Below are 20,817 nucleotides of genomic sequence, written 5' to 3' on the forward strand. Positions count from 1 at the left end.
CCCGACCCCCTTTTCGTCAAACCGGGAGGCGAGACGGTGTACGGCCGCGAGACGGGCGATCGTACGCACTGATGTCCGACCGTCGCCGACGGGGGTGCCCGTCGCTCCAGCGGCCGTACAACCGCCCTGCGGCCGGCGTCAGAGCGGCAGGACGACGCGCATGGTCAGGCCGCCACCCTCGCGGGGTTCGGCGGTGATGCTGCCGTCGTGGGCGCGCACCACCGAGCGGACGATGGACAGGCCCAGACCGACGCCCTTGTCGCTGCCGGTGCGCTCGGTGCGCAGCCGCCGGAAGGGCTCGAAGAGGTTCTCCACCTCATAGGCGGGGACCACCGGCCCGGTGTTGGCCACCACCAGCACCGCACACCCCGGACCGGGCTCGGTGGTGACCTCCACCCAGCCGTCCTCGGCGACGTTGTAGCGCACCGCGTTCTGCACCAGATTCAGCGCGATCCGCTCCAGCAGCACACCATTGCCCTGCACGAAGACCTGCTGCCGCACCCCCCGCAGCGCAACGCCCTTGGCCTGCGCCTCCCCCCGCATCTGATCCACCGCCTGCGCGGCCACCTCCGACAGATCCACCGGCCGCTTGTCCACGACCTTGTTCTCACTGCGAGCCAGCAACAACAGCCCCTCCACCAACTGCTCACTGCGCTCATTGGTCGCCAGCAACGTCTTGCCCAGCTGCGCCAACTCCGCCGACGCCTCCGGATCGGCCAGCTGCACCTCCAACAACGTCCGATTGATCGCCAGCGGCGTCCGCAACTCATGCGACGCATTCGCCACGAACCGCCGCTGCGACTCAAACGCCCGGTCCAACCGGTCCAACATCTCATCGAAGGTGTCCGCGAGCTCCTTGAGCTCGTCATCCGGCCCACCCAACTCGATCCTGCGATGCAGATCCGAACCCGCCACCCGCTGCGCCGTCCGCGTGATCCGCCCCAACGGCGCCAGCACCCGCCCCGCCATCGCATAACCGAACGCGAACGCCACCACCGTCAGACCCAGCAGGGCCAGCAGGGAGCGGTTGAGGAGGCTGTTGAGGGCCACCGCGCGCTGTTGCTGGAGGCACTGGTTGACGGCTTCCTGGAGCAGCGGCCCGGACGTCTGGGTGGGCAGGTCGCAGATGTCGCTGGTCGACTCGAACTTGCCGCCGAGGATCTTCAGCGGCAGCGCGCTGCCGTCGTGCAGGGCGTCCGCGGCCAGCATGTAGATGATCGTCAGCAGCACGATCCCGGCCATCAGGAACATGCCGCCGTACAGCAGCGTCAGCCGTATCCGGATGGTCGGCCGCAGCCACGGGAACGGCCGGATGTTGACCGGCCGGGGGTCCCAGGTGGGCTTGGGAGGCATCGGCGGCGGTGGGGTCGCCGGCTTGGAGAACGAGGGCAGGGAAGGCATCGCCGGTCAGATCCGGTATCCCGAGCCGGGGACGGTGACGATCACCGCGGGCTCGCCGAGCTTGCGGCGCAGGGTCATGACGGTGACCCGTACGACGTTTGTGAACGGGTCGGTGTTCTCGTCCCAGGCCTTCTCCAGGAGCTGCTCGGCCGAGACGACCGTGCCCTCGCTGCGCATCAGGACCTCCAGCACCGCGAACTCCTTCGGGGCGAGCTGGACCTCCTTGCCGTCGCGGAACACCTCGCGGCGATTGGGGTCGAGCTTGATGCCGGCCCGCTCCAGGACGGGCGGCAGCGCGACGGTCGTACGCCGCCCCAGGGCCCGTACCCGGGCCGTGAGCTCGGTGAAGGCGAACGGCTTGGGGAGGTAGTCGTCGGCGCCGATCTCCAGGCCCTCGACGCGGTCGCTGACGTCGCCGGAGGCGGTGAGCATCAGGACGCGGGTGGGCATCCCCAGCTCGACGATCTTGCGGCAGACATCGTCGCCGTGGACGACCGGCAGGTCGCGGTCGAGCACGACGACGTCGTAGTCGTTGACCGCGATCCGTTCCAGGGCGGCAGCGCCGTCGTAGACCACGTCGACGGCCATGGCCTCCCGGCGCAGTCCGGTGGCCACCGCATCGGCGAGCAGCTGCTCGTCCTCGACGACGAGAACACGCACGTCGCTAGTCCTTCCTCAGGGCCCTTTCGGGCAGCACAAACAATGTCTGGGAGCCCTTCCATCCTGCCCCGAAGAGCCATAAACCGGAGGTAAGACGGGGTGCCGGGCGGCGGCGAGGGGGCCCGCGGAGCCCTACGGGCAGGATTCCCGGGCGGGTTGAGGTTTCCCTGAGGTTGCTCGTGGGGAGGACGACTGCACACCCGCGATCACGCCCTGTTTCTTCGGCGACCCGCCATGAACTGTTCCATCGCAGGGACCACGCCGTGATCACCCACCCGTCGGCACACCCCCGTGCCACCGACCCACGACGAGGGGGCGCACATGGACGCGTTCACCGCAGGCATTCTGCAGCGCATAGAGAAGACCGAAGAGGATCTGGACCAGGCCCGCGCTGCGGGCGATGACTTCCTCGCCGAGGTCGAGCAGGCCGAGCTCGAGGACCTGCAACGACTGGCGAACGAGCACGGTGTGCGCTACGGGGCGGTCAGCAACGCCTGACCCCGCGCCGGCGTACGACGGCAGCGCCCCGGCACCCCCTCAAGGGTGCCGGGGCGCTGCCGTGTCCGTTTCCGGCGCGGATCAGTCGTGCCAGGCCCCGAGCTCGTCCAGCAGCGGCTGGAGCTCGGCGAAGAGGGCCGGGGAGGCCGCGAGGGTCAGCTCGTGGGAGGCGGCCTCGCCGGGGCGGCCGCCGGTCAGCGCGCCGGCCTCGCGGGCGATCAGGGCCCCGGCGGCCAGGTCCCAGGGGTTCAGGCCCCGCTCGAAGTAGGCGTCGAGCCGGCCGCAGGCCACATCGCACAGGTCGATCGCGGCCGAGCCGCCGCGCCGGATGTCGCGCACCTGCGGCAGCAGGGTGCGCACCACCTCCGCCTGGGCCGCCCGGCGCTCGGCCAGATAGCCGAAGCCGGTGCCCAGCAGCGCCTGGGAGAGCGGCGGTGCGGGCCGGTGGCGGATGCGCTCGCCGTTGTTGAACGCGCCACGACCCAGGACGGCCTGGTAGGTCTCGCCGCGCATCGGGGCGGCCACCACCCCGATGACCGCCTCGCCGTCCTGCTCCGCCGCGATGGACACCGCCCAGGACGGCAGGCCGTAGAGGTAGTTGACGGTGCCGTCGACGGGGTCGATGACCCAGCGGATACCGCTGGTGCCCTCGATGCTGGCGCCCTCCTCCCCCAGGAAGCCGTCGTCGGGTCGGGCCTCCCCGATGAAGGCGGTGATCAGCTTCTCGGAGGCGATGTCCATCTCGGTGACGACGTCGATGGGACTGGTCTTCGTCGCGGCCACGCCGAGGTCGGCGGGCCGGCCGTCGCGCAGCAGCGCTCCTGCGCGGCGGGCCGCCTCCAGGGCGAGTCCGAGAAGCTCGTCGTGGAGCGCGTCGGTCGGCGTCGGGTCGGGGTGCAGCGGGTCGGGCACGATGCTCCTTGCTCGAACGAGCGGTGGTCGGTCGGGCGTACGGCCTGCGCGGGCGTACGGGCCGGGCGGGCGTGCGGGGTCTACGCGGGGGCTTGTGCGACGGGGCCGCGCCAGTCGGCGCCGGCGGCGGCCGGGCGCGGGGCGCGCGCCGGGCAGCAGCCGACCGGGCACAGGTCGTGGCCGGCGCCCAGGGAGCCCAGGGCGCAGCGCTCCGGGGTGCCGCCCCGTTCGGTCGCCGCGCGCTCCAGGACGAGGTCGCGGACGGCGGCCGCGAACCGGGGGTCGGCGCCGACGGTGGCCGACCTGGCGACCGGCAGGCCCAGCTCGGCGGCCTTGGCGGTGGCCTCGGTGTCCAGGTCGTACTTGACCTCCATGTGGTCCGAGACGAACCCGATGGGGGCCATGACCACGGCGGGGACGCCGGCCGCGTGCCGCTCCTCCAGGTGGTCGCAGATGTCCGGCTCCAGCCAGGGGATGTGCGGGGCGCCGCTGCGGGACTGGTAGACGAGCTGCCAGGGGTGGTCCACACCGGTCTCCTCGCGTACCGCGTCCGCGATCACCCGGGCCGCGTCGAGGTGCTGGGCGACATAGGCGCCGCCCTCGCCGTCCTGGGTGTGGTCCGCGGGCGTGCCGGAGGTGTCGGCGGCGGCGGTGGGGATGGAGTGGGTGGTGAAGGCGATGTGGGCGCCGTCGCGGACCGCCGCGGGCAGGGCCTCCAGCGACGCCAGCACACCGTCGATCATCGGGCGGAGGAAGCCGGGGTGGTTGAAGTAGTGCCGCAGCTTGTCGACCCGCGGCACCGGCAGTCCCTCGGCCCGCAGGACGGCGAGCGCGTCGGCGAGGTTCTCCCGGTACTGCCGGCAGCCCGAGTACGAGGCGTAGGCGCTGGTCGCCAGGACGGCGATCCGGCGGTGGCCGTCGCCCACCATCGTGCGCAGGGTGTCGGTCAGGTAGGGCGCCCAGTTGCGGTTGCCCCAGTAGACGGGCAGGTCCAGGCCGTGGTCGGCGAAGTCCGCGCGCAGCGCGTCCAGCAGGTCGCGGTTCTGGGCGTTGATGGGGCTCACGCCGCCGAAGAGGAAGTAGTGCTGACCCACCTCCTTGAGCCGCTCGCGGGGGATGCCACGGCCGCGGGTGACGTTCTCCAGGAACGGGACGACGTCGTCGGGGCCTTCGGGGCCTCCGAAGGACAGCAGCAGCAGGGCGTCATAGGGGCTGGGATCGCACTGTTCGGGCATGCGTCGATCCTGCCACCCTCCGTCCGGATGCGGCGGGCAGGCCCGGTGTGCACAGGGGGCCACCGGGTCGCTTCGGCGCCGGCGAAAATCCGGAGGCGGACGGCACCGCACCCGCCGTAAGCTGTATCGGCCACATACATTCCTTACCGATCTTCGGTCCTCATCCGGCGGAGCGCCCCCGTTGCCCAGTCCCTACCGCGCCATATTCGGCCGGCCCGGCACCAAGTCCTTCTCCGCCGCCGGCCTGCTGGGGCGGATGCCGCTGTCGATGATGGGCATCGGCGTCGTCACGATGATCTCCCAGCTGACCGGACGCTACGGCCTGGCGGGCGCGCTGTCGGCGACCCTCGCGCTGTCCGCCGCGGTCATCGGCCCGCAGATCTCCCGGCTGGTGGACCTGCACGGCCAGCGCCGGGTGATGCGCCCGGCCACGCTGGTGTCGCTCGCCGCGGTGGCCGGTCTGCTGCTGAGCGCGCAGCAGCGCTGGCCGGACTGGATCCTGTTCGTCTTCGCGGCCTGCGTGGGGTGTGTGCCGAGCGTGGGCTCGATGATCCGGGCACGCTGGGCCGAGCTCTACCGGGGCTCCCCGCGTGAGCTGCACACCGCGTACTCGTGGGAGTCGATCGTCGACGAGATGTGCTTCATCGTCGGCCCGATCCTGTCGATCGGGCTGTCCACCGCATGGTTCCCGGAGGCCGGCCCGCTGCTGGCCGGCGGTTTCCTGGCGGTCGGTGTCTTCTGGCTGACGGCGCAGCGTACGACGGAGCCGGTGCCGCACCCACGGGAGCACGAGGCGAAGGGCTCGGCGCTGCGCTCGCGGGGGCTACAGGTGCTGGTGGTGACGTTCGTGGCGACGGGGGCGATCTTCGGGGCGATCGACGTGGTGACCGTGGCGTTCGCCGAGGAGGAGGGGCACAAGGCCGCGGCCAGCCTGGTGCTGGCGGTCTACGCGCTCGGCTCGTGCGTGGCCGGCGCCGTCTTCGGGCTGCTGCACCTCAAGGGCCACCCCGCCCGGCGCTGGACGGTGGGGGTCTGCGCGATGGCGGTGAGCATGGTGCCGCTGCAGCTGGTGGGTTCGCTGCCGCTGCTGGCCGGCGCGCTGTTCCTCGCGGGGCTGTCCATCGCCCCGACGATGGTGACCACGATGGCGCTGGTCGAGGAGCATGTGCCGAGGGCGAAGCTGACCGAGGGCATGACGTGGACCAGCACCGGACTGGCGGTGGGGGTCGCGCTGGGTTCGTCGGCGGCCGGCTGGGTGGTGGACGCCGCCGGTGCCGCCCGGGGCTATCTGGTGCCGGGGGCGGCGGGAGTGCTGGCCATGCTCGTCGCGTTCGCGGGCTACCGCAGGCTCCGTCCGCAGTCGGCTCCCGCGGCGGCGGGCGGGACCGGCACGGCGGGCCATGTTGTCGCACCCGTGGAGCGCCGGGACGAGGAGAGCGTCGCGTGAGGCGCCGCCGGCCGCGACCCCACACTGTTACCGCCGGTACGAGTTGTCCGGGAGTCGGGCGATTCCGGCCGATTCCTTGATCATGTGATTCCCGTCACCCCCTGTGGACGACGCGTCGGCGACTGACATCATGCGCTCACACCGACGCCCGGCCGGGCGTGGAGGGAGGGGGCGTCACCATGGCAGTCAGCAGCGCCGTCGGCGGCTCGGGAGGGCGCGGCACGGCAACCGGACCGTGGCGCAACTGGGCGGGCAACGTCACCGCCCGCCCCGCCCGGAGCGTGGCCCCGGCGAACACCGAGGAGCTGGCGGCCGCGGTCCGCGCCGCCGCCGCGGACGGGCTGACGGTCAAGGCGGTCGGCACCGGCCACTCCTTCACCCCGGCGGCCGCCACCGACGGGCTGCTGATCCGCCCCGAGCGGCTGACCGGCGTCCGCGGGATCGACCGCGAGGCCGGGACGGTGACGGTCGCCGCCGGTACGCCCCTCAAGCAGCTGAACCGTACGCTCGCCGCGCACGGGCTGTCGCTGACCAACATGGGCGACATCATGGAGCAGACGGTCTCCGGGGCGACCAGCACCGGCACCCACGGCACCGGCCGCGACTCGGCGTCGACCGCCGCCCAGATCACCGCCCTGGAACTGGTCACCGCGGACGGCTCGGTGCTGACCTGCTCCGCCGAGGAGAACCCGGACGTCTTCGCCGCGGCCCGGCTGGGCCTGGGCGCACTGGGCGTGATCAGCGAACTCACCTTCGCCGTGGAGCCGGAGTTCCTGCTGACCGCCCGCGAGGAGCCGATGCCCTTCGACGAGGTGACCGACCGGTTCGAGGAGCTGGTCACCGAGAACGAGCACTTCGAGTTCTACTGGTTCCCGCACACCGGCAGCTGCAACACCAAGCGCAACAACCGCAGCCAGGGCCCGGCGGCGCCCCCCGGCAGGGTCAGCGGCTGGGTCGAGGACGAGCTGCTGTCCAACGGGGTCTTCCAGGTCGCCTGCGCCGTCGGGCGGGCGGTGCCGGCCGCGGTACCGGGCATCGCCAAGATCTCCAGCCGCGCACTGTCGGCCCGTACGTACACCGACATCCCCTACAAGGTGTTCACCTCGCCGCGGCGGGTGCGGTTCGTGGAGATGGAGTACGCCCTGCCCCGCGCGGCCGCGGTCACGGCGCTGGGTGAGCTGAAGGCGCAGGTGGAACGCGCGGGCTTCAAGGTCAGCTTCCCGGTGGAGGTGCGCACCGCGCCGGCCGACGACCTCGCGCTGTCCACCGCGTCGGGCCGGGACACGGTCTACATCGCCGTGCACATGTACCGCGGGACGCCGTACGAGGCGTACTTCGCGGCCGCCGAGCGGATCATGACGGCGCACGAGGGGCGCCCGCACTGGGGCAAGCTGCACACCCGCGACGCCGCCTATCTCGCCGACGTCTATCCGCGGTTCGGCGAGTTCACCGCGGTACGCGACCGGCTGGACCCGGAACGCCGGTTCACCAACGCGTACCTGCGGCGGGTCCTGGGCGACTGACCTCGGCGGCCGCGCCCGGTGGCCGTCTTCGGGCACCGGGCGCGGCCGTCACGGGTCCGCCGGGGTCAGGAAGCGCCCGGGGCGGGCGTCTGTCCTTCGGGCCGCTGCCCGCTCTCCTGGTGTTCACCACCGGTCGAGCCGTCACCGGAGCCGGTGTCGCCGTCGCTGCCGGTGGAGCCGTCGGGAGACGGCTTCGTGGACGGTGACGTGTCCGGGTCCGGCGAGGTCTGGCCGCCGTCGGACGGGCTCGGGGTCGGCGCGGGGGTGCCGTTGTCCGCGCCCTCGCCGGTGCGGTCCTCGTCGGACTTCCCCGGAGGCGGGGTCGGCTCGTCGCCGCCCTTCTGGCCGCCGTCACCGGGTGAGTGGCCGGTCCCGGGCGACTGCGGGGTATCGGGCCGGTGCCGGCTCGCGCCACCGGTGTGGGTGATGTTGCCCAGCGTGGTGCCCTTGTCGCCGCTCGCCGTCTGCCCGGCCAGCAGCTCGGTGGCGGTGACCCCGCCCATGGCGAGCACGAAGACCACGAGCGCGCCCAGCGCCGGCCGCTTCCAGCCGCGCAGCCGGGTGCCGTACGTCGTGCTGCTGACTTCCTCGGGCCGCCCGGCCGGGCGGGGTGCCGCGAAAGGGGCCTCGGCGGGGCGGGCGTCCACCCGGCCCGGCGCCATGGTCGGCTGCTCCAGCCGCGGTACGAGCTGGGTCCGCTCCGCCGGGTGGGCGCTCGCCGGGTCGCGGCGCCGGGCCTGTTCGGCCCGCGGGACCAGCTGGGTACGGGCCGTGGCGGGCCCGGGGGTTCTGGCGGCGACGGAGGTGACCTTGTCCTCCGTGCCCTGCTTGTCGAAGGTCGGCAGCACCATGGTCGGGTCGGCCTGCCGTGCCTGCTGGGTGGTGGATCGAGCGTGGAGAGAAGAACGGCGCGGCTTCGGCCGGGTGGCGACCGATGCCTCCTTGATCTGTTCGCCGGTGCGCCGGAACAGGTGCTGGAATATCGAACCGCCGGTCGTGGCCACGACACTGACCACACCCGCGCCGATGATGGTTCCGTAAACACCGAGCTGCCCCGCGAGGTACGCGGCGACGGCCGCAGCGAGTGCGCTGCCGGCCACCTGAGCGATGCTCAGGTCGATCCGCTTCTCCTTCTTCTTCGTGGCGGTTTCGGTTTCTTCGTCCATCTCCAACCTTTGGTAGCCCCTTCGATCCATCTTGCATGGAGAAGTGACCAATTGGCGGAGTCAACAGTTCCGAATTTGGGGAATCTGTGAAACTCGCCACCCGCGCGGCAGGTAGAGAGATCGACAAGGCGACCGAACTCCGCTGACCGCCCAGAAGTTCAGCGGCGCGGCGGTCCACCTCAGTGGCCCGAATGGAGTACTGTGGCGAACCCTGGCCCCGGTTCCCGTCCGGCTGCCCGGAACCCGCGGGAGGGGCCTTCAAGGCGGCACTCACCCTGGGGCGCCGCCGCTCGGCACGGGTGATCGGCGACAGGGCAAGCGGCATGGTCACTGAGCGTTGCAAACTGGTAACCGTGTCATAACGGCGTTTGAGGGCCAAGCCTCGACACGCCGGGCAACTCGGCAATGTTGTGGCAGGCTGCACCCGGGCAGGCCACACTCGACTAGCGGAAGCAGCGACGCACGTGACGTCGGCAGGCACCACCCGGGAGGTCCCCATGCCCGAACTGCGTGTCGTGGCCGTCTCCAACGACGGCACACGGCTGGTGCTCAAAGCTGCGGACAGCACCGAGTACACGCTTCCGATCGACGAACGGCTGCGCGCCGCCGTCCGCAATGACCGCGCACGGCTCGGCCAGATCGAGATCGAGGTCGAGAGCCATCTGCGGCCGCGGGACATCCAGGCGCGGATAAGAGCAGGTGCCTCCGCCGAAGAGGTCGCCCAGCTCGCCGGCATCCCCGTCGACCGGGTGCGCCGCTTCGAGGGCCCGGTCCTCGCCGAGCGCGCCTTCATGGCCGAGCGGGCCCGCAAGACACCCGTACGGCGCCCCGGCGAGAACACCGGTCCGCAGCTCGGCGAGGCGGTCGCGGAGCGGCTGCTGCTGCGCGGCGCCGACAAGGAGAGCGTCCAGTGGGACTCCTGGCGCCGGGACGACGGCACCTGGGAGGTGCTGCTGGTCTACCGCGTCGCGACCGAGCCGCACTCGGCGAGCTGGACCTACGACCCGCCGCGGCGCCTGGTGCAGGCCGTGGACGACGAGGCCCGTGCGCTGATCGGCGAGAGTGACGACACGCCCGAGCCGAGCTTCCCGTTCGTCCCGCGCATCGCCCGGCTGCCGCGCGACCGGCCGCTGGACCGCACGCTGGACCGGCAGACGTCCGAGCGCGCGCAGTCCGGTGGTGAGGACAGCGAGCAGCGCGGCAACGAGGAGGCCGTCGGCGAGCGGGAGCGGGATTCGCTGACCAGCCTGCTGGAGGCGGTGCCCAGCTTCCGCGGCGACATGGTCGTCCCCGAGAGCGCCAAGGCACCGCAGGTCGACGAGGAGCCGGAGGCCGAGGTCGAGGAGCCGCCGGCACCGGCCGCCAGCGCAGGCGCGGGTTCCGCGTACGCCGATGTGCTGATGCCGCGTGCCGTGGCCGGCCACCGCGACCGGCTGACCGGGACGACGGACCGGCAGGCCGAGGCGGACGGCGTACGGCCCGGGCGCCGGGCGGCGGTGCCCAGCTGGGACGAGATCGTCTTCGGCACCCGGAGGAAGAAGCCGGAGTAACGCTCCGGCCACGCACACCATCCGTCCGCCCGCTCCCTGGCTCCCAGGGGGCGGGCGGACGGCGTCGTACGGCCCCGTGGCGGGGGCTCAGCCGGGTTGCGGGCCGGTGGCGACCGGACGGGACGGGTCGGCGGTCCATTCGCTCCAGGAGCCGACGTAGAGCGCGGCGGGGACGCCCGCGACCGCGAGGGCCAGCACCTCATGGGCCGCGGAGACCCCGGAGCCGCAGTAGACGCCCACCTCCGCGTCCGCCGTGGCACCCAGCGCCGCGAACCGCTCGGCCAGCTCCCCGGCGGCGCGGAAGACCGTGCCGCCCTCGGCGACGTTCTCGGTCGTCGGCGCGGAGACCGCCCCGGGGATATGGCCGGCGACCGGGTCGATGGGCTCGACCTCGCCCCGGTAGCGCTCGCCGGCCCGCGCGTCCAGCAGAACGCCCCGACGGGCGAGCGCGGCGGCGTCGTCGGCCGTCAGCAGCCGCAGTGCGCCGGGCACCGGAGTGAAGTCACCCGCCGGCGGCTGTGGTTGGTCGGTGCTCAGGGCGCCGCCGGTCGCCCGCCAGGCGGCGAGGCCGCCGTCCAGCACCCGCACGTCCGGGTGACCGCTCCAGCGCAGCAGCCACCAGGCGCGGGCGGCCGCCCAGCCCTGGCCGCCGTCGTAGACGACCACGGGGCGGTCCGTCCGTACGCCGGCGGCCCGCATGGCCTCGGCGAAGACCGTGAGGTCGGGGAGCGGGTGCCGGCCGGCCTTGCCGGGGGGTGCGGCCAGCTCACTGTCGAGGTCGACATAGACCGCGCCGGGCAGATGGCCGGCCGCGTACTCGGGGCGGCCGGGCGGACCACCGAGCTGGTAGCGGACGTCCAGGAGCACCGGAGGGGTGGGCTTCGCCAACTCGCTCGCGAGTTCGGTAGCGGTGATGATGGCATTCATGGGACTCATCCTTGCGTAGCGATGACTACGTACAGAAGGCGGGTGCCCACCCTCCGTATGGCGCAGTTGCTGCCTGCCGCAACGTCGCCGAAACGGATGAGAAACATCAAAACGGGCATTCTCCCTCGCGAACGCGCCGTGGACGGCGCGGCCGGGGCGCACACCAGGTCACCGGGTGCGAGCATCTGCTCGGGACCCGCGCCCGTACCGCACACAGCGCACAGGGTCCGCACACCGACGCTCCGAGGAGAGAGTGACAATGACGACCGAGGCCGCGACTCGGCGGAAGCCCGGGGCGCCCTGCTGGGTGAGCCTCCTGGCCCACAGCCTGCCCGTGACGCAGGAGTTCTACGGTGCGTTGTTCGGCTGGGAGTTCCGCCCGGGGCCGCAGCACTTCGGTCCGTACTCCCGGGCCTTCCTCGACGGCCGGGAGGTCGCCGGGCTCGGCGAGCTGGCGCCCGACCGCAACCTGCCGGTCGCCTGGACGACCTATCTGGCCAGCGACGACGCGGATGTGACCGCGGAGCAGATTCGTTGCTGCGGAGGGACGGTGGGCGTCGGACCGCTGGACGCGGACGACGACGCGGGGCGGATGGCGATCGCCTCCGACCCGCAGGGCGCGATCTTCGGTATCTGGCAGGGCAAGTCGATGATGGGCACCGCGATCACCGGCGAACCGGGCACTCCGGTGTGGAACGAGTTGGTCACCCAGGACACCGAGTCCGTCGGCCCGTTCTACGAGCATGTCTTCGGCTTCGAGGCGGAGGCCCCGCCCTCGTCCGACCCGTCCGGCGCCGACTATCTGACGCTGCATCTCAAGGGCCAAGCGGTGGCCGGCATCCACGGCGTGGGCAGCGCGCTGCCCCGTGACCGGGGCCCGCACTGGATGACGTACTTTGCCGTGCCCCATGCGGACGCGGCCGCCCGACGGGTCACCGATCTGGGCGGCCATGTGCTCCAGCCGGCCCACGATGCGCTCCACGGCCGCGAGGCGACGGTCGCGGACACCGAGGGGGCGGTCTTCAGCATCGTCGAACGGGGCTGAGCGCCTCCGCTCACCCCGCCCCGCGGGTGCGCCCCGGATTTCCGCGGAAGTCGAGGCGCACGGGACGCAATCCCGCTGCGGCGCGGGCCCCGGCGTGCGTTCGGTGCACTTTTGGTGCGTTTTCCGATTGCTCCGGGAAACCACCCGCCCTGTTTCTCGCGGGGGCTTCTGCGGAATTCGGTGCACATCGGCGACAAAACCGTCGACGAAAAGGGATTTCGGGGCCGGGAGGTGTGCCGCCAAGGCAAAACATACCGAACGGTCCACTTGTTAGTGGGGTACAGGCCGGGGCTGCCCGCGTAATACCCGCCGGCATTCACCGGCACGGAGAAACGTGACGCCCGCGACGCCTACGAGACCGCGGTGGAGCGTTCCGCTCCCAGGAGGCGTTCGGCGCGGAAGGGCGAGGTGTCCAGCCTCGCCAGCACACCGGGAACGGCGATATTGGGGAGTATCAGCTCCAGGAGCCGGGAGATTTCGCGGGACAGGTCCCGCCCCTCCGGCATGACCTCGGACACGAGCTGGACACCCGTCCAGGCGCCGACGAACAGCCGGGCGGTGTCGGCCGGGTCGACATGCGGTAACAGCTCCCCGCGCTCCTTGGCCTCCAGGAGCACCTTGCCGACCAGCTCGATCCAGTCGGGCCAGCGGGTGCCGAACATGCGGCGCGCCTTGGAGTCGACGGACAGTCGTATGGAGGCGCTGAGCAGTGGCTCTCTGGGCAGCCGGTGCGCCAACAGGAGCGCTATGTCCGCCCACTCCTGGAGTTTGAGCGGTTGCGGCACCAGACCTTCGGTGGTCACCGCCTCGGCGAGCACTCCGCGCGCCAGCTCCTCCTTCGACGTGAAGTGGAAGTACAGCGCCCCACGGGTGAGTTGGGCGCGGTCGATGATGGCGGCGATCGTGGCGGCCTCGTAGCCGCATTCGTTGAAAATCTCTGCGGCAGCCACCAGGCAGGCCCTGCGCGTCCGGATCGCCCGTTCCTGTTTCGCCAACTCACGTCTCCCGTGCCAAGTATTTACGGCTATGTTGAAAAAGACCGCGGACCCGGTTTATTTTATCAGCGTCAACTTCTGTCAGATGGGCCGCACCCAGGGGGACTTGATGGCCGAAGCCGCCGCACGCATAGATACGCCGCAACATGACCGCAGGTCCCCGCTTCGATCCGATGGCTCTTCCGGTGCCCTGCCCGACTCACCGGGCGGGAATCTCCAGGAATACGCTCACCTCAAGAACTCGGACAGGCTCTTCGTCACCGGCTGGAACAGTCGCGGATCCGGCGAATTCTCGCTCACCGCCCAGTGGCCTGCCGTCCACGGCGGGCGACGGTGCGACCCCCGGGTGCTCGCCCAGACCATCCGGCAGAGCGGTCTGGTCATCACCCATGCCGAGTACGGCGTGCCGCTGTCCCATCAGATGTTGTTGCATGACTTCAACTTCACCGTCAATCCGGAATTCAACCTTCCGCAGAATCGGCCTACGGATCTGGACATCGATGTCACGGTCTCGGGCACCGGACCCAGCGGACGCGTCGGCAGCGCACTGGACATGAAACTGCACATCCGCCAGGGCCAGACCACCGTGGCGCACGCGGACTTCCAGTGCGCATGGTCCTCGCCGGCGGCGTACCGGCGGCTGCGCGGCGCGCACCTCGGCGTGGACTGGGGAAGTTGGACGCTCCCCGCGCCGGTCGCCCCCGAGCTGGTCGGACGGTCCAGCGCGGCCGATGTGGTGCTCGCAGCGAGCGACCGACCGCGCCGCTGGCAGCTGCGCAACGACACCGGCAACACCCTGCTCTTCGACCACCCGGTCGACCATGTACCGGGCCTGGCGCTGCTGGAGGCCGCCTACCAGGCCGCCCATGCCACCATCGCGCCCGCGGGGTTCGACCCCGCCGTCTTCACCAGCAGTTTCGCGCGCTATGTCGAGTTCGACGAACCCTGCTGGATCGAGACCGAGTTGCTGCCCCGTTCCGCGGCCGGACCGCTCGCGGTCCAGGTCACCGGAGTCCAGGGCGGGCGGACCGTCTTCCGCGCGGGACTGAGCGGGGCGCCGCTTCCGGGGGCCGTTCGACGCGAACAAGCCCCGGAAGGTCACTGATCGACCGGTCCCCCGTCCACCGGACAGCCGGCGCGATGACGCGAAGGGGTGAGGTGAACGCCCGCGCGTTGACGCCGGCCCCGCCTACCCGGGGGTGTCGGCCGACACCGGCAGGACATCCGGCGACAGCGCACCGGCGTGGGCCGTCGCACTGGTCATCCGGCGCAGATGGTGGCGCCGGCACAACACCTCGTAACCCACCTCCCCCATCGCGTGGTTGACGTCGCCGACCACCACCTGGGCGCCCTCGACCACCATCTCCCCGCCCACCGTACGGGCGTTGTGCGTGGCCCGCGCACCGCACCAGCACAGCGCTTCGACCTGAAGCGACTCGATCCGGTCGGCCAGCTCGATCAGGCGCCGGGAGCCGGGGAACAGATGTGTCCGGAAGTCGGTGGTAATCCCGAACGCGAAGACGTCCAGGTCGAGATCGTCGACGATCCGCGCGAGCTGGTCTATCTGCTCGGGGGCGAGGAACTGGGCCTCGTCGACGATGACGTAGTCCGCCCGGCCTCCTTGGGAGAGGTGGTCGACGAGGTAGGCGTAGAGATCCATCCCCTCGTCGGCCTCCACCGCGTCGGTCACCAACCCCAGCCGCGAGGACAGCCGGCCCTCGCCCGCCCGGTCGTCGCGGGTGAAGATCACTCCTTGCAGGCCCCGGGCCGAGCGGTTGTGCCCGATCTGCAGGGCCAGAGTGCTCTTCCCGCAATCCATGGTTCCGGAGAAAAATACCAATTCGGACACGGCTGTGGGGTGGCCTTTCGTGGCGGTCGGAGGCGTGGCAGCGGGCACGGAGCCGCAGGCGGCGCCGTCGGGCGTGCGGGTCGGGTACGGGGTGCGGACGTACGGGGTGCTTGCGGTACGGGGTGCGGACGTACGGGTCAGGTACGGACTTCCAGGAGCGGTACCAGCTGCTCCATGGGGGTCATCGAGCCGTGCATCCCGACCATCTCCGATTCACGGGGCTCTCGTTCACTCGCGATGATCACCATGTCGGCGTGCGCGGCCGCGACGACATCGCCGATCCGGGCCCGCACCCGGTCGTCGACATGCGGCCCGAACCATCCGGCCGCGATGGCCTCTTCGCGGCTCGCGACCCACATCTGCTCGCCGACCACCTCGCGCCATACGGCGAGCACATCGGCCGCCGCGCCCCGGTGTGCGTAGACATGCCGGGCCCGGCCCTCGCCGCCCAACAGGCGTACGCCGGCGCGCAGTTCCCAGTCCTCGTCGAAGTCGATCCGGGACTCGGGGTCGAAGGGGATGTCGATCATGCCGTGGTCGGCGGTGACGTAGAGGGCGCTGCGCGGCGGCAGCTGCTCGGCCAGCCGCTGGGCGAGCCGGTCGACGTACATCAACTGGCCGCGCCAGGCGTCGGAGTCGACGCCGTAGCGGTGCCCCTTGCCGTCCACCTCGGAGTAGTAGGTATAGACCAGCGAGCGGTCGCCGGCGGCGAGCTGCTCCGCGGCGAGGTCCATCCGGTCCTCGCCGGAGAGCCGGCCGTGGAAGGTGCCGCCGCTGAGCGCGACCTTGGTGAGCGGTGTCTGCTCGAAGTTCGGCGCCGAGACCTGGCAGGTGTGGACGCCGGCGGCGTCGGCGAGCTGGAAGACCGTCGGGTACGGCTGCCAGACATACGGGTCGGTCCACGGGTACCAGCGCAGCTGGTTCATCAGCTCGCCGGTGGCCGGGTCCTCACAGGTGTATCCGGGCAGGCCGTGGGCGCCCGGCGGCAGGCCGGTGCCGACCGAGGCGAGCGAGGTGGCGGTGGTGGAGGGGAAGCCCGCGGTCAGCGGGCGGCCGCTGCCGTTGAACGACGTGCCCAGGAGCGAGGTGAGGAACGGCGCCTCCTCCGGGTGGGCCCGCAGCAGCTCCCAGCCCAGGCCGTCGATCAGGAAGACGCAGACCCGGTCGGCGGGGGCCAGCTCCATGGTCGAGGCGAGGCCGGGAACGCCGAGGCCGGCGGCGACGGTGGGCAGCAGATCGGCGAGCGATCCGGTGCCGTAGAGGGGCACCGGGGCGCCGAGCGGGTCGAGCGGTTCGGGTTCCGGCCAGACGGGGGCGATGTCGACCATCAGCGCGGGTTCGTGGTGGCCGCGGTGGCCTCGGAGAGCGCCTGGGCGAAGGTGAGCGTCTCGCGGACCGAGTCCGGACCGTCGCCGGCCTCGCTGACCCGCAGCGAGAGGTCGTCGGCGGTGGAGGAGCCGGTGTAGCCGTGGTCGGCCTCGCAGTTGGGGTCGCCGCAGGCGGCGGGCTCCAGGTCCAGGCGCGCGACGGCACCCCAGCCGATGGTCAGCACGACCTCGCGGGGCAGCTGGCCCGGGGTGTAGGACTCGGGGTTGGCGACCACGCGGCTGAGCACCACGGAGGAGATCCGGCCCAGCTTGACGGACTCGGTGGAGGTGGTGGCGTACGGCGAGGGGGAGGTGGCGTCGGCGGCCTGCTCGTCGGTGTGGCTGACGATGAAGCGGGTGCCGGTCAGGACCAGGACCGTGACATGGCGGCGGACCTCGTTGGCGTCGAAGGTCGTCTCCTGATGGACGAGGTACGACACCACCGGCTCACTGCCGACTGCTGCCTGCACCGCCTCGGCCACGAGCGTCGGGTAGTAGCCACTGCGCTCGATCGCCGCGCGCAGCCCCTGGGTCGTCGTACCGGTCTTCGCCATGGGGTCCATCCTACGGGGCCTGCCGGGCGCCACGGGCCCAGTGGGGGCCGAGGGGCCGCTCAGTACGCGGGCAGACGGCGCGGGCCCAGGTCGGTGGTGGCGGGGGGCCGGGCCAGGCGGACGGCGGCTCCCAGGACGGAGAGGCCCTGCGGGGCGACCACGACCGGTTCGAGGTCCACGCCGACGACCTCAGGGTGGTCGTCGACGAGCCGGGAGACCCGCAGCAGCAGGTCCGCCAGCGCGGCGGTGTCGACGGGCTGGGAGCCTCGCCAGCCGAACAGCAGCGGGGCGGCGCGGATCGAGCGGATCTGCTCGGCGACCTCTTTGTCGGTGGCGGGGATGAGGCGGTGGGCGATGTCGCCGAGCAGCTGGGAGGGCGCGCCGGCCAGGCCGAAGGAGAGCACGGCACCCGCGGCCGGGTCGATGGCGGCGCGGACGATCGTGTCGACACCGCGCGGCACCATCGCCTGCACGACCGGGCGCAGCTCCTCGGGAGAGCCGAGGAAATCGGTCAACTCGGCGTATGTGCGGCGGAGTTCGGCCTCGCCCGCGATGTCCAGGCGGACCCCGCCGAGGTCGGCGCGGTGGCGTAGATGAGGGGCGGTGGTCTTGAGGGCCACCGGGTAGCCGAGGCGGGCGGCCGCGCGCACGGCGGCGTCCGGGTCGGGGGCCGGCAGGACGGGGCGGGTGTGGATGCCGTAGCGGGCGAGGAGGTCGGCGGCGTCCTCGGGCGGCACCGGGACCGAACGGCCGCTGGGGACGTCGGGGGCGAGCCGGTCGAGGAGGCGCTCGATGTCGGCGCCGGCCGCCGCCTCCTGGATGTCGTCGTACTCGGGCACCCGGCCCGGCTCGGCGGCCTCGCGGCGCCAGGCGGCGTAGCGCACGGCCTCGGCGAGGGAGCGTACGGCGCGCTCGGCGGCGGGGTAGGCGGGGATGCGGAGCGGGGCGGTGCGGCGTGCGGCCTCGGTCTCGGCGACGCGGGCGGGCGGCGCAGGCGCGGTGCGGGCGGCGGGGGGCGGGCCAGGAGGGATCGGGGGGCGGGTGGAGCCCACCCGGTGCGCCGGGGCGGGCGGGGCCGATGGGATCGGTGGGATCGGTGGGGCTGGCGGGTTCGGCGGGGCCGGTGCGGGGCGGGGCTCGGCCAGGGCGGCGTCCGGGGGCGGGGCCTGGGGGCCGGCAGCCTGGGAGGCGGGGGCGGCGGATGCCGGGGGCTCATGGGGCTCGGGGGACGCCGCCGGTGCCGCCAGCGTCTCGGCCAGGTCGTCCATCGCCAGGTGGACGACCGTGACGGGCTTGTGCGGATGGGCCGCGGCCGCGCTCCGCAGGGCGGCGGCGAGCGCGATGCCCTCGCCGGCGCCCGGGGAGGCGCCGTCCTGCTCCCCCACCCAGGGGATGGCCGTGACGATCACGGCGTCGCAGCCGTCGCCGGAGAGCGTCTCGGCGAGCGCCACGCGGAAGTCCTCCGGCGTGGCCGCGGAGGCCAGCACGCGGGGGCGCAGCGGACGCAGCCGCTCGGTCAGGCAGGCGTCGTAGGCCAGCAGCGCCAGCGACTCGGAGTTGCCGAGGATGGCGATGCGCGGGCCGGCCGGCAGCGGCTGGGAGGCCAGCAGCAGCCCGGCGTCGATCAGCTCGGTGACCGTGTCGACGCGGATCACCCCGGCCTGGCGCATCAGGGCGGCGACCGTGCTGTCGGGGACGCGGACGGTGGGGACGGCGTGGCCGAGCGGGGCGGTGCCGTTGTGCCGGGCTCCCTTGGCGACCACGACCGGCTTGACGGCGGCGGTGCGGCGGGCGAGCCGGGCGAACTTGCGGGGGTTGCCGATGGACTCCAGATAGAGGATGACGACATCGGTGTCCGGGTCGTCGTGCCAGTACTGGAGCAGGTCGTTGCCCGAGACGTCGGCGCGGTTGCCGGCCGAGACGAAGGCGGAGATGCCGGCGATGCCGCCGTCACCGGGGCCGCGTGCGTGCAGTCCGCTGAGCAGGGCGATGCCGATGGCGCCGGACTGGGTGAACAGGCCGATGTGGCCGGAGCCGGGCATCCGGGGGGCGAGGGAGGCGTTCAGCCGGACGTCGGCAGCGGTGTTGATCAGGCCGAAGGCGTTCGGCCCGATGAGCCGCATGCCGTACGAGCGGGCCTGCCGGAGCAGGGCGCGCTGCCGTTCCCTGCCCTCGGGGCCCGACTCGGCGTAGCCGGAGGACAGGATCAGCACCCCTTGGACGCCGTGTTCGCCGCAGTCCCGGATGACGTCGGGGACGCTGTCGGCGGGGACGGCGATGACCGCGAGGTCGACCGGCTCGTGGATCTCGGCGAGCGCACGGACCGCCGGCACCCCTTCGGGGTCCAGCCGCCGCATGTCCTGGGGGAAGGCGTGGTTGACGGCGTGCACCCGGCCCGTGAAGCCGCAGGTGAGGATGTTGCGCAGCGCGGTGCGGCCGATGCCGCCGGGGGCGCGGCCGGTCCCGATGACGGCGACCGAGCCGGGGGCCAGCAGCCGCTGCACCGAGCGGGCTTCGGCGCGCTGCTCGCGGCCGCGCATCACGGCCACGGACTGCTCGGTGGGCTCCAGGTCGAACTCCAGCCGGACCACGCCGTCTTCGAACGTCCGCTTCTGGGTGTACCCGGCGTCCGTGAAGACCTTGATCATTTTGGAGTTGGCGGGCAGCACCTCGGCGGCGAACCGCCTGATGCCGCGCTCACGGGCGACCGCCGCGATGTGCTCCAGGAGTGCGGAGGCCACCCCGCGCCCCTGATGGGCGTCCTGGACGAGGAAGGCGACCTCGGCCTGGTCGTCCTCGGGGTCCTTGGCGGGCAGTCCCTGGTCGTTGATCCGGTCGTAGCGGACGGTGGCGATGAACTCGCCGCCGACCATGGCGGCCAGTCCGACGCGGTCGACGTAGTCGTGGTGGGTGAAGCGGTGCACATCGCGGTCGGACAGCCGCGGGTAGGGGGCGAAGAAGCGGTAGTACTTCGACTCGTCCGAGACCTGTTCGTAGAAGGAGACCAGCCGCTCGGCGTCATCGGGGGTGATGGGGCGGATCCGCGCCGTGCCGCCGTCGCGCAGCACCACGTCGGCTTCCCAGTGGGTCGGGTATGCATGATCCGGCGGCTTCTGCATGCGGACAGAGTACGGCCGGGCACTGACAACCGGCCCGCGCGCGTACGCTCGGGACAGGACTCGGGGCTGCTGGAGCACTCCCGACCGCGTGAGAGACTGGTCTAGACAACTGTCACGACTTTGAAGGGCAACACCATGGCAGAGCGCCGCGTCAATGTCGGTTGGGCCGAGGGCCTGCACGCCCGCCCCGCGTCGATCTTCGTCCGTGCGGCCACCGCCTCCGGCGTCCCGATGACGATCGCCAAGGCTGATGGCAACCCCGTCAACGCGGCCTCCATGCTCGCGGTGCTGGGCCTGGGCGCGCAGGGCGGCGAGGAGATCGTGCTGGCCTCCGACGCCGAGGGCGCCGAGGCCGCGCTCGACCGCCTGGCGAAGCTCGTCGCCGACGGTCTCGAGGAGCTCCCCGAGACCGTCTGAGTCCCCAGGACCCTCTGCATGCGGCGGCCCCCCCCCCGGGGTCCGGGAACCGTCGCCCCCGCGGGGGCGGTGTGGGGCGGTCGCGGGTAAAAACCCCCGCCCGGGTCCCCCCGGGAATTACCAAACACGGCCCCCAGCGCCGCCCCGCCAGG

The 20,817-nt window shown here is 72.3% G+C and carries 18 protein-coding genes; 7 read left to right on the forward strand and 11 right to left on the reverse strand.

The features are described 5' to 3' along the window. Positions 1 to 138 precede the first annotated feature (138 nt). Positions 139 to 1,401, reverse strand: coding sequence for a sensor histidine kinase (locus ACFWZH_RS33575; RefSeq protein WP_384440057.1), 1,263 nt, complete (start codon positions 1,399 to 1,401; stop codon positions 139 to 141). Positions 1,402 to 1,407: 6 nt separating this feature from the next. Next, positions 1,408 to 2,061, reverse strand: a complete 654-nt coding sequence (locus ACFWZH_RS33580; protein ID WP_006602630.1) for a response regulator transcription factor — start codon at positions 2,059 to 2,061, stop codon at positions 1,408 to 1,410. Positions 2,062 to 2,382: 321 nt separating this feature from the next. Between ACFWZH_RS33580 and ACFWZH_RS33585 the strand changes: the two genes are divergently transcribed. Further along, positions 2,383 to 2,559, forward strand: coding sequence for a hypothetical protein (locus tag ACFWZH_RS33585; protein ID WP_384440060.1), 177 nt, complete (start codon positions 2,383 to 2,385; stop codon positions 2,557 to 2,559). Positions 2,560 to 2,640: 81 nt separating this feature from the next. Here the strand turns inward: ACFWZH_RS33585 and ACFWZH_RS33590 are convergent, their stop codons facing one another. Beyond that, complete coding sequence (locus tag ACFWZH_RS33590; RefSeq protein ID WP_384440063.1) at positions 2,641 to 3,471, reverse strand: inositol monophosphatase family protein; 831 nt, start codon at positions 3,469 to 3,471, stop codon at positions 2,641 to 2,643. A gap of 80 nt (positions 3,472 to 3,551) precedes the next feature. Further along, positions 3,552 to 4,706 (reverse strand): ferrochelatase, encoded by a 1,155-nt coding sequence (locus ACFWZH_RS33595; protein WP_384440066.1) that lies wholly within the window; start codon positions 4,704 to 4,706, stop codon positions 3,552 to 3,554. 181 nt (positions 4,707 to 4,887) lie between these two features. Between ACFWZH_RS33595 and ACFWZH_RS33600 the strand changes: the two genes are divergently transcribed. Continuing rightward, a complete protein-coding gene (locus ACFWZH_RS33600; RefSeq protein ID WP_384440069.1) occupies positions 4,888 to 6,153 on the forward strand; it encodes an MFS transporter in 1,266 nt (421 codons plus the stop codon). Between the two features lie 179 nt (positions 6,154 to 6,332). Then, on the forward strand, positions 6,333 to 7,676 hold the full coding sequence (locus ACFWZH_RS33605) for a D-arabinono-1,4-lactone oxidase (RefSeq protein WP_384440072.1): 1,344 nt from the start codon (positions 6,333 to 6,335) through the stop codon (positions 7,674 to 7,676). 65 nt (positions 7,677 to 7,741) lie between these two features. On the opposite strand, the gene ACFWZH_RS33610 is transcribed toward ACFWZH_RS33605, so the two are convergent. Then, positions 7,742 to 8,842 carry a hypothetical protein gene (locus ACFWZH_RS33610; protein WP_384440075.1) on the reverse strand — a complete coding sequence of 367 codons (1,101 nt, stop codon included), beginning with the start codon at positions 8,840 to 8,842 and terminating at the stop codon, positions 7,742 to 7,744. A 497-nt stretch (positions 8,843 to 9,339) separates the two neighbouring features. On the opposite strand from ACFWZH_RS33610, the gene sepH reads away from it, so the two are divergent. Continuing rightward, positions 9,340 to 10,392 (forward strand): septation protein SepH, encoded by a 1,053-nt coding sequence (sepH, locus tag ACFWZH_RS33615; protein WP_384440078.1) that lies wholly within the window; start codon positions 9,340 to 9,342, stop codon positions 10,390 to 10,392. Positions 10,393 to 10,479: 87 nt separating this feature from the next. Here sepH and ACFWZH_RS33620 read toward each other — a convergent pair whose 3' ends face one another. Further along, on the reverse strand, positions 10,480 to 11,319 hold the full coding sequence (locus tag ACFWZH_RS33620) for a sulfurtransferase (protein WP_384440081.1): 840 nt from the start codon (positions 11,317 to 11,319) through the stop codon (positions 10,480 to 10,482). A gap of 259 nt (positions 11,320 to 11,578) precedes the next feature. Between ACFWZH_RS33620 and ACFWZH_RS33625 the strand changes: the two genes are divergently transcribed. Then, a complete protein-coding gene (locus ACFWZH_RS33625) occupies positions 11,579 to 12,364 on the forward strand; it encodes a VOC family protein (RefSeq protein ID WP_384440084.1) in 786 nt (261 codons plus the stop codon). A 350-nt stretch (positions 12,365 to 12,714) separates the two neighbouring features. Here the strand turns inward: ACFWZH_RS33625 and ACFWZH_RS33630 are convergent, their stop codons facing one another. Then, positions 12,715 to 13,359: a ScbR family autoregulator-binding transcription factor gene (locus ACFWZH_RS33630; RefSeq protein ID WP_384440087.1), complete on the reverse strand. Its 645-nt coding sequence runs from the start codon at positions 13,357 to 13,359 to the stop codon at positions 12,715 to 12,717. Between the two features lie 31 nt (positions 13,360 to 13,390). Between ACFWZH_RS33630 and ACFWZH_RS33635 the strand changes: the two genes are divergently transcribed. Beyond that, complete coding sequence (locus ACFWZH_RS33635) at positions 13,391 to 14,464, forward strand: ScbA/BarX family gamma-butyrolactone biosynthesis protein (RefSeq protein ID WP_384440090.1); 1,074 nt, start codon at positions 13,391 to 13,393, stop codon at positions 14,462 to 14,464. An 84-nt stretch (positions 14,465 to 14,548) separates the two neighbouring features. Here ACFWZH_RS33635 and ACFWZH_RS33640 read toward each other — a convergent pair whose 3' ends face one another. The 4 genes from ACFWZH_RS33640 to ACFWZH_RS33655 form a co-directional block, all read right to left on the reverse strand. Continuing rightward, complete coding sequence (locus tag ACFWZH_RS33640) at positions 14,549 to 15,208, reverse strand: thymidine kinase (RefSeq protein ID WP_384440092.1); 660 nt, start codon at positions 15,206 to 15,208, stop codon at positions 14,549 to 14,551. 137 nt (positions 15,209 to 15,345) lie between these two features. After that, entirely contained in the window at positions 15,346 to 16,536 is a 1,191-nt protein-coding gene (locus tag ACFWZH_RS33645; protein WP_384440095.1) for an alkaline phosphatase family protein, read from the reverse strand. Continuing rightward, positions 16,536 to 17,129, reverse strand: coding sequence for a DUF5998 family protein (locus ACFWZH_RS33650; RefSeq protein ID WP_384440098.1), 594 nt, complete (start codon positions 17,127 to 17,129; stop codon positions 16,536 to 16,538). The genes ACFWZH_RS33645 and ACFWZH_RS33650 overlap by 1 nt, the downstream gene beginning before the upstream one ends. A gap of 59 nt (positions 17,130 to 17,188) precedes the next feature. Beyond that, positions 17,189 to 20,248 carry a GNAT family N-acetyltransferase gene (locus ACFWZH_RS33655; RefSeq protein ID WP_384440101.1) on the reverse strand — a complete coding sequence of 1,020 codons (3,060 nt, stop codon included), beginning with the start codon at positions 20,246 to 20,248 and terminating at the stop codon, positions 17,189 to 17,191. Between the two features lie 135 nt (positions 20,249 to 20,383). On the opposite strand from ACFWZH_RS33655, the gene ACFWZH_RS33660 reads away from it, so the two are divergent. Further along, positions 20,384 to 20,665, forward strand: coding sequence for an HPr family phosphocarrier protein (locus ACFWZH_RS33660; protein ID WP_384440104.1), 282 nt, complete (start codon positions 20,384 to 20,386; stop codon positions 20,663 to 20,665). Positions 20,666 to 20,817 lie beyond the last annotated feature (152 nt).

This window comes from Streptomyces sp. NPDC059008, assembly GCF_042749045.1.
Taxonomy (GTDB): Bacteria; Actinomycetota; Actinomycetes; order Streptomycetales; family Streptomycetaceae; genus Streptomyces.

Excerpts from the sequence above, each read along its gene's own strand:
- ACFWZH_RS33620 (WP_384440081.1), bottom strand. The coding sequence starts at position 11,319 with ATGAATGCCATCATCACCGCTACCGAACTCGCGAGCGAGTTGGCGAAG.
- ACFWZH_RS33605 (WP_384440072.1), top strand. The coding sequence starts at position 6,333 with ATGGCAGTCAGCAGCGCCGTCGGCGGCTCGGGAGGGCGCGGCACGGCA.
- ACFWZH_RS33650 (WP_384440098.1), bottom strand. The coding sequence starts at position 17,129 with ATGGCGAAGACCGGTACGACGACCCAGGGGCTGCGCGCGGCGATCGAG.
- ACFWZH_RS33575 (WP_384440057.1), bottom strand. The coding sequence starts at position 1,401 with ATGCCTTCCCTGCCCTCGTTCTCCAAGCCGGCGACCCCACCGCCGCCG.
- ACFWZH_RS33585 (WP_384440060.1), top strand. The coding sequence starts at position 2,383 with ATGGACGCGTTCACCGCAGGCATTCTGCAGCGCATAGAGAAGACCGAA.
- ACFWZH_RS33625 (WP_384440084.1), top strand. The coding sequence starts at position 11,579 with ATGACGACCGAGGCCGCGACTCGGCGGAAGCCCGGGGCGCCCTGCTGG.
- ACFWZH_RS33645 (WP_384440095.1), bottom strand. The coding sequence starts at position 16,536 with ATGGTCGACATCGCCCCCGTCTGGCCGGAACCCGAACCGCTCGACCCG.
- sepH (WP_384440078.1), top strand. The coding sequence starts at position 9,340 with ATGCCCGAACTGCGTGTCGTGGCCGTCTCCAACGACGGCACACGGCTG.
- ACFWZH_RS33660 (WP_384440104.1), top strand. The coding sequence starts at position 20,384 with ATGGCAGAGCGCCGCGTCAATGTCGGTTGGGCCGAGGGCCTGCACGCC.
- ACFWZH_RS33655 (WP_384440101.1), bottom strand. The coding sequence starts at position 20,248 with ATGCAGAAGCCGCCGGATCATGCATACCCGACCCACTGGGAAGCCGAC.
- ACFWZH_RS33595 (WP_384440066.1), bottom strand. The coding sequence starts at position 4,706 with ATGCCCGAACAGTGCGATCCCAGCCCCTATGACGCCCTGCTGCTGCTG.
- ACFWZH_RS33635 (WP_384440090.1), top strand. The coding sequence starts at position 13,391 with ATGTTGAAAAAGACCGCGGACCCGGTTTATTTTATCAGCGTCAACTTC.
- ACFWZH_RS33610 (WP_384440075.1), bottom strand. The coding sequence starts at position 8,842 with ATGGACGAAGAAACCGAAACCGCCACGAAGAAGAAGGAGAAGCGGATC.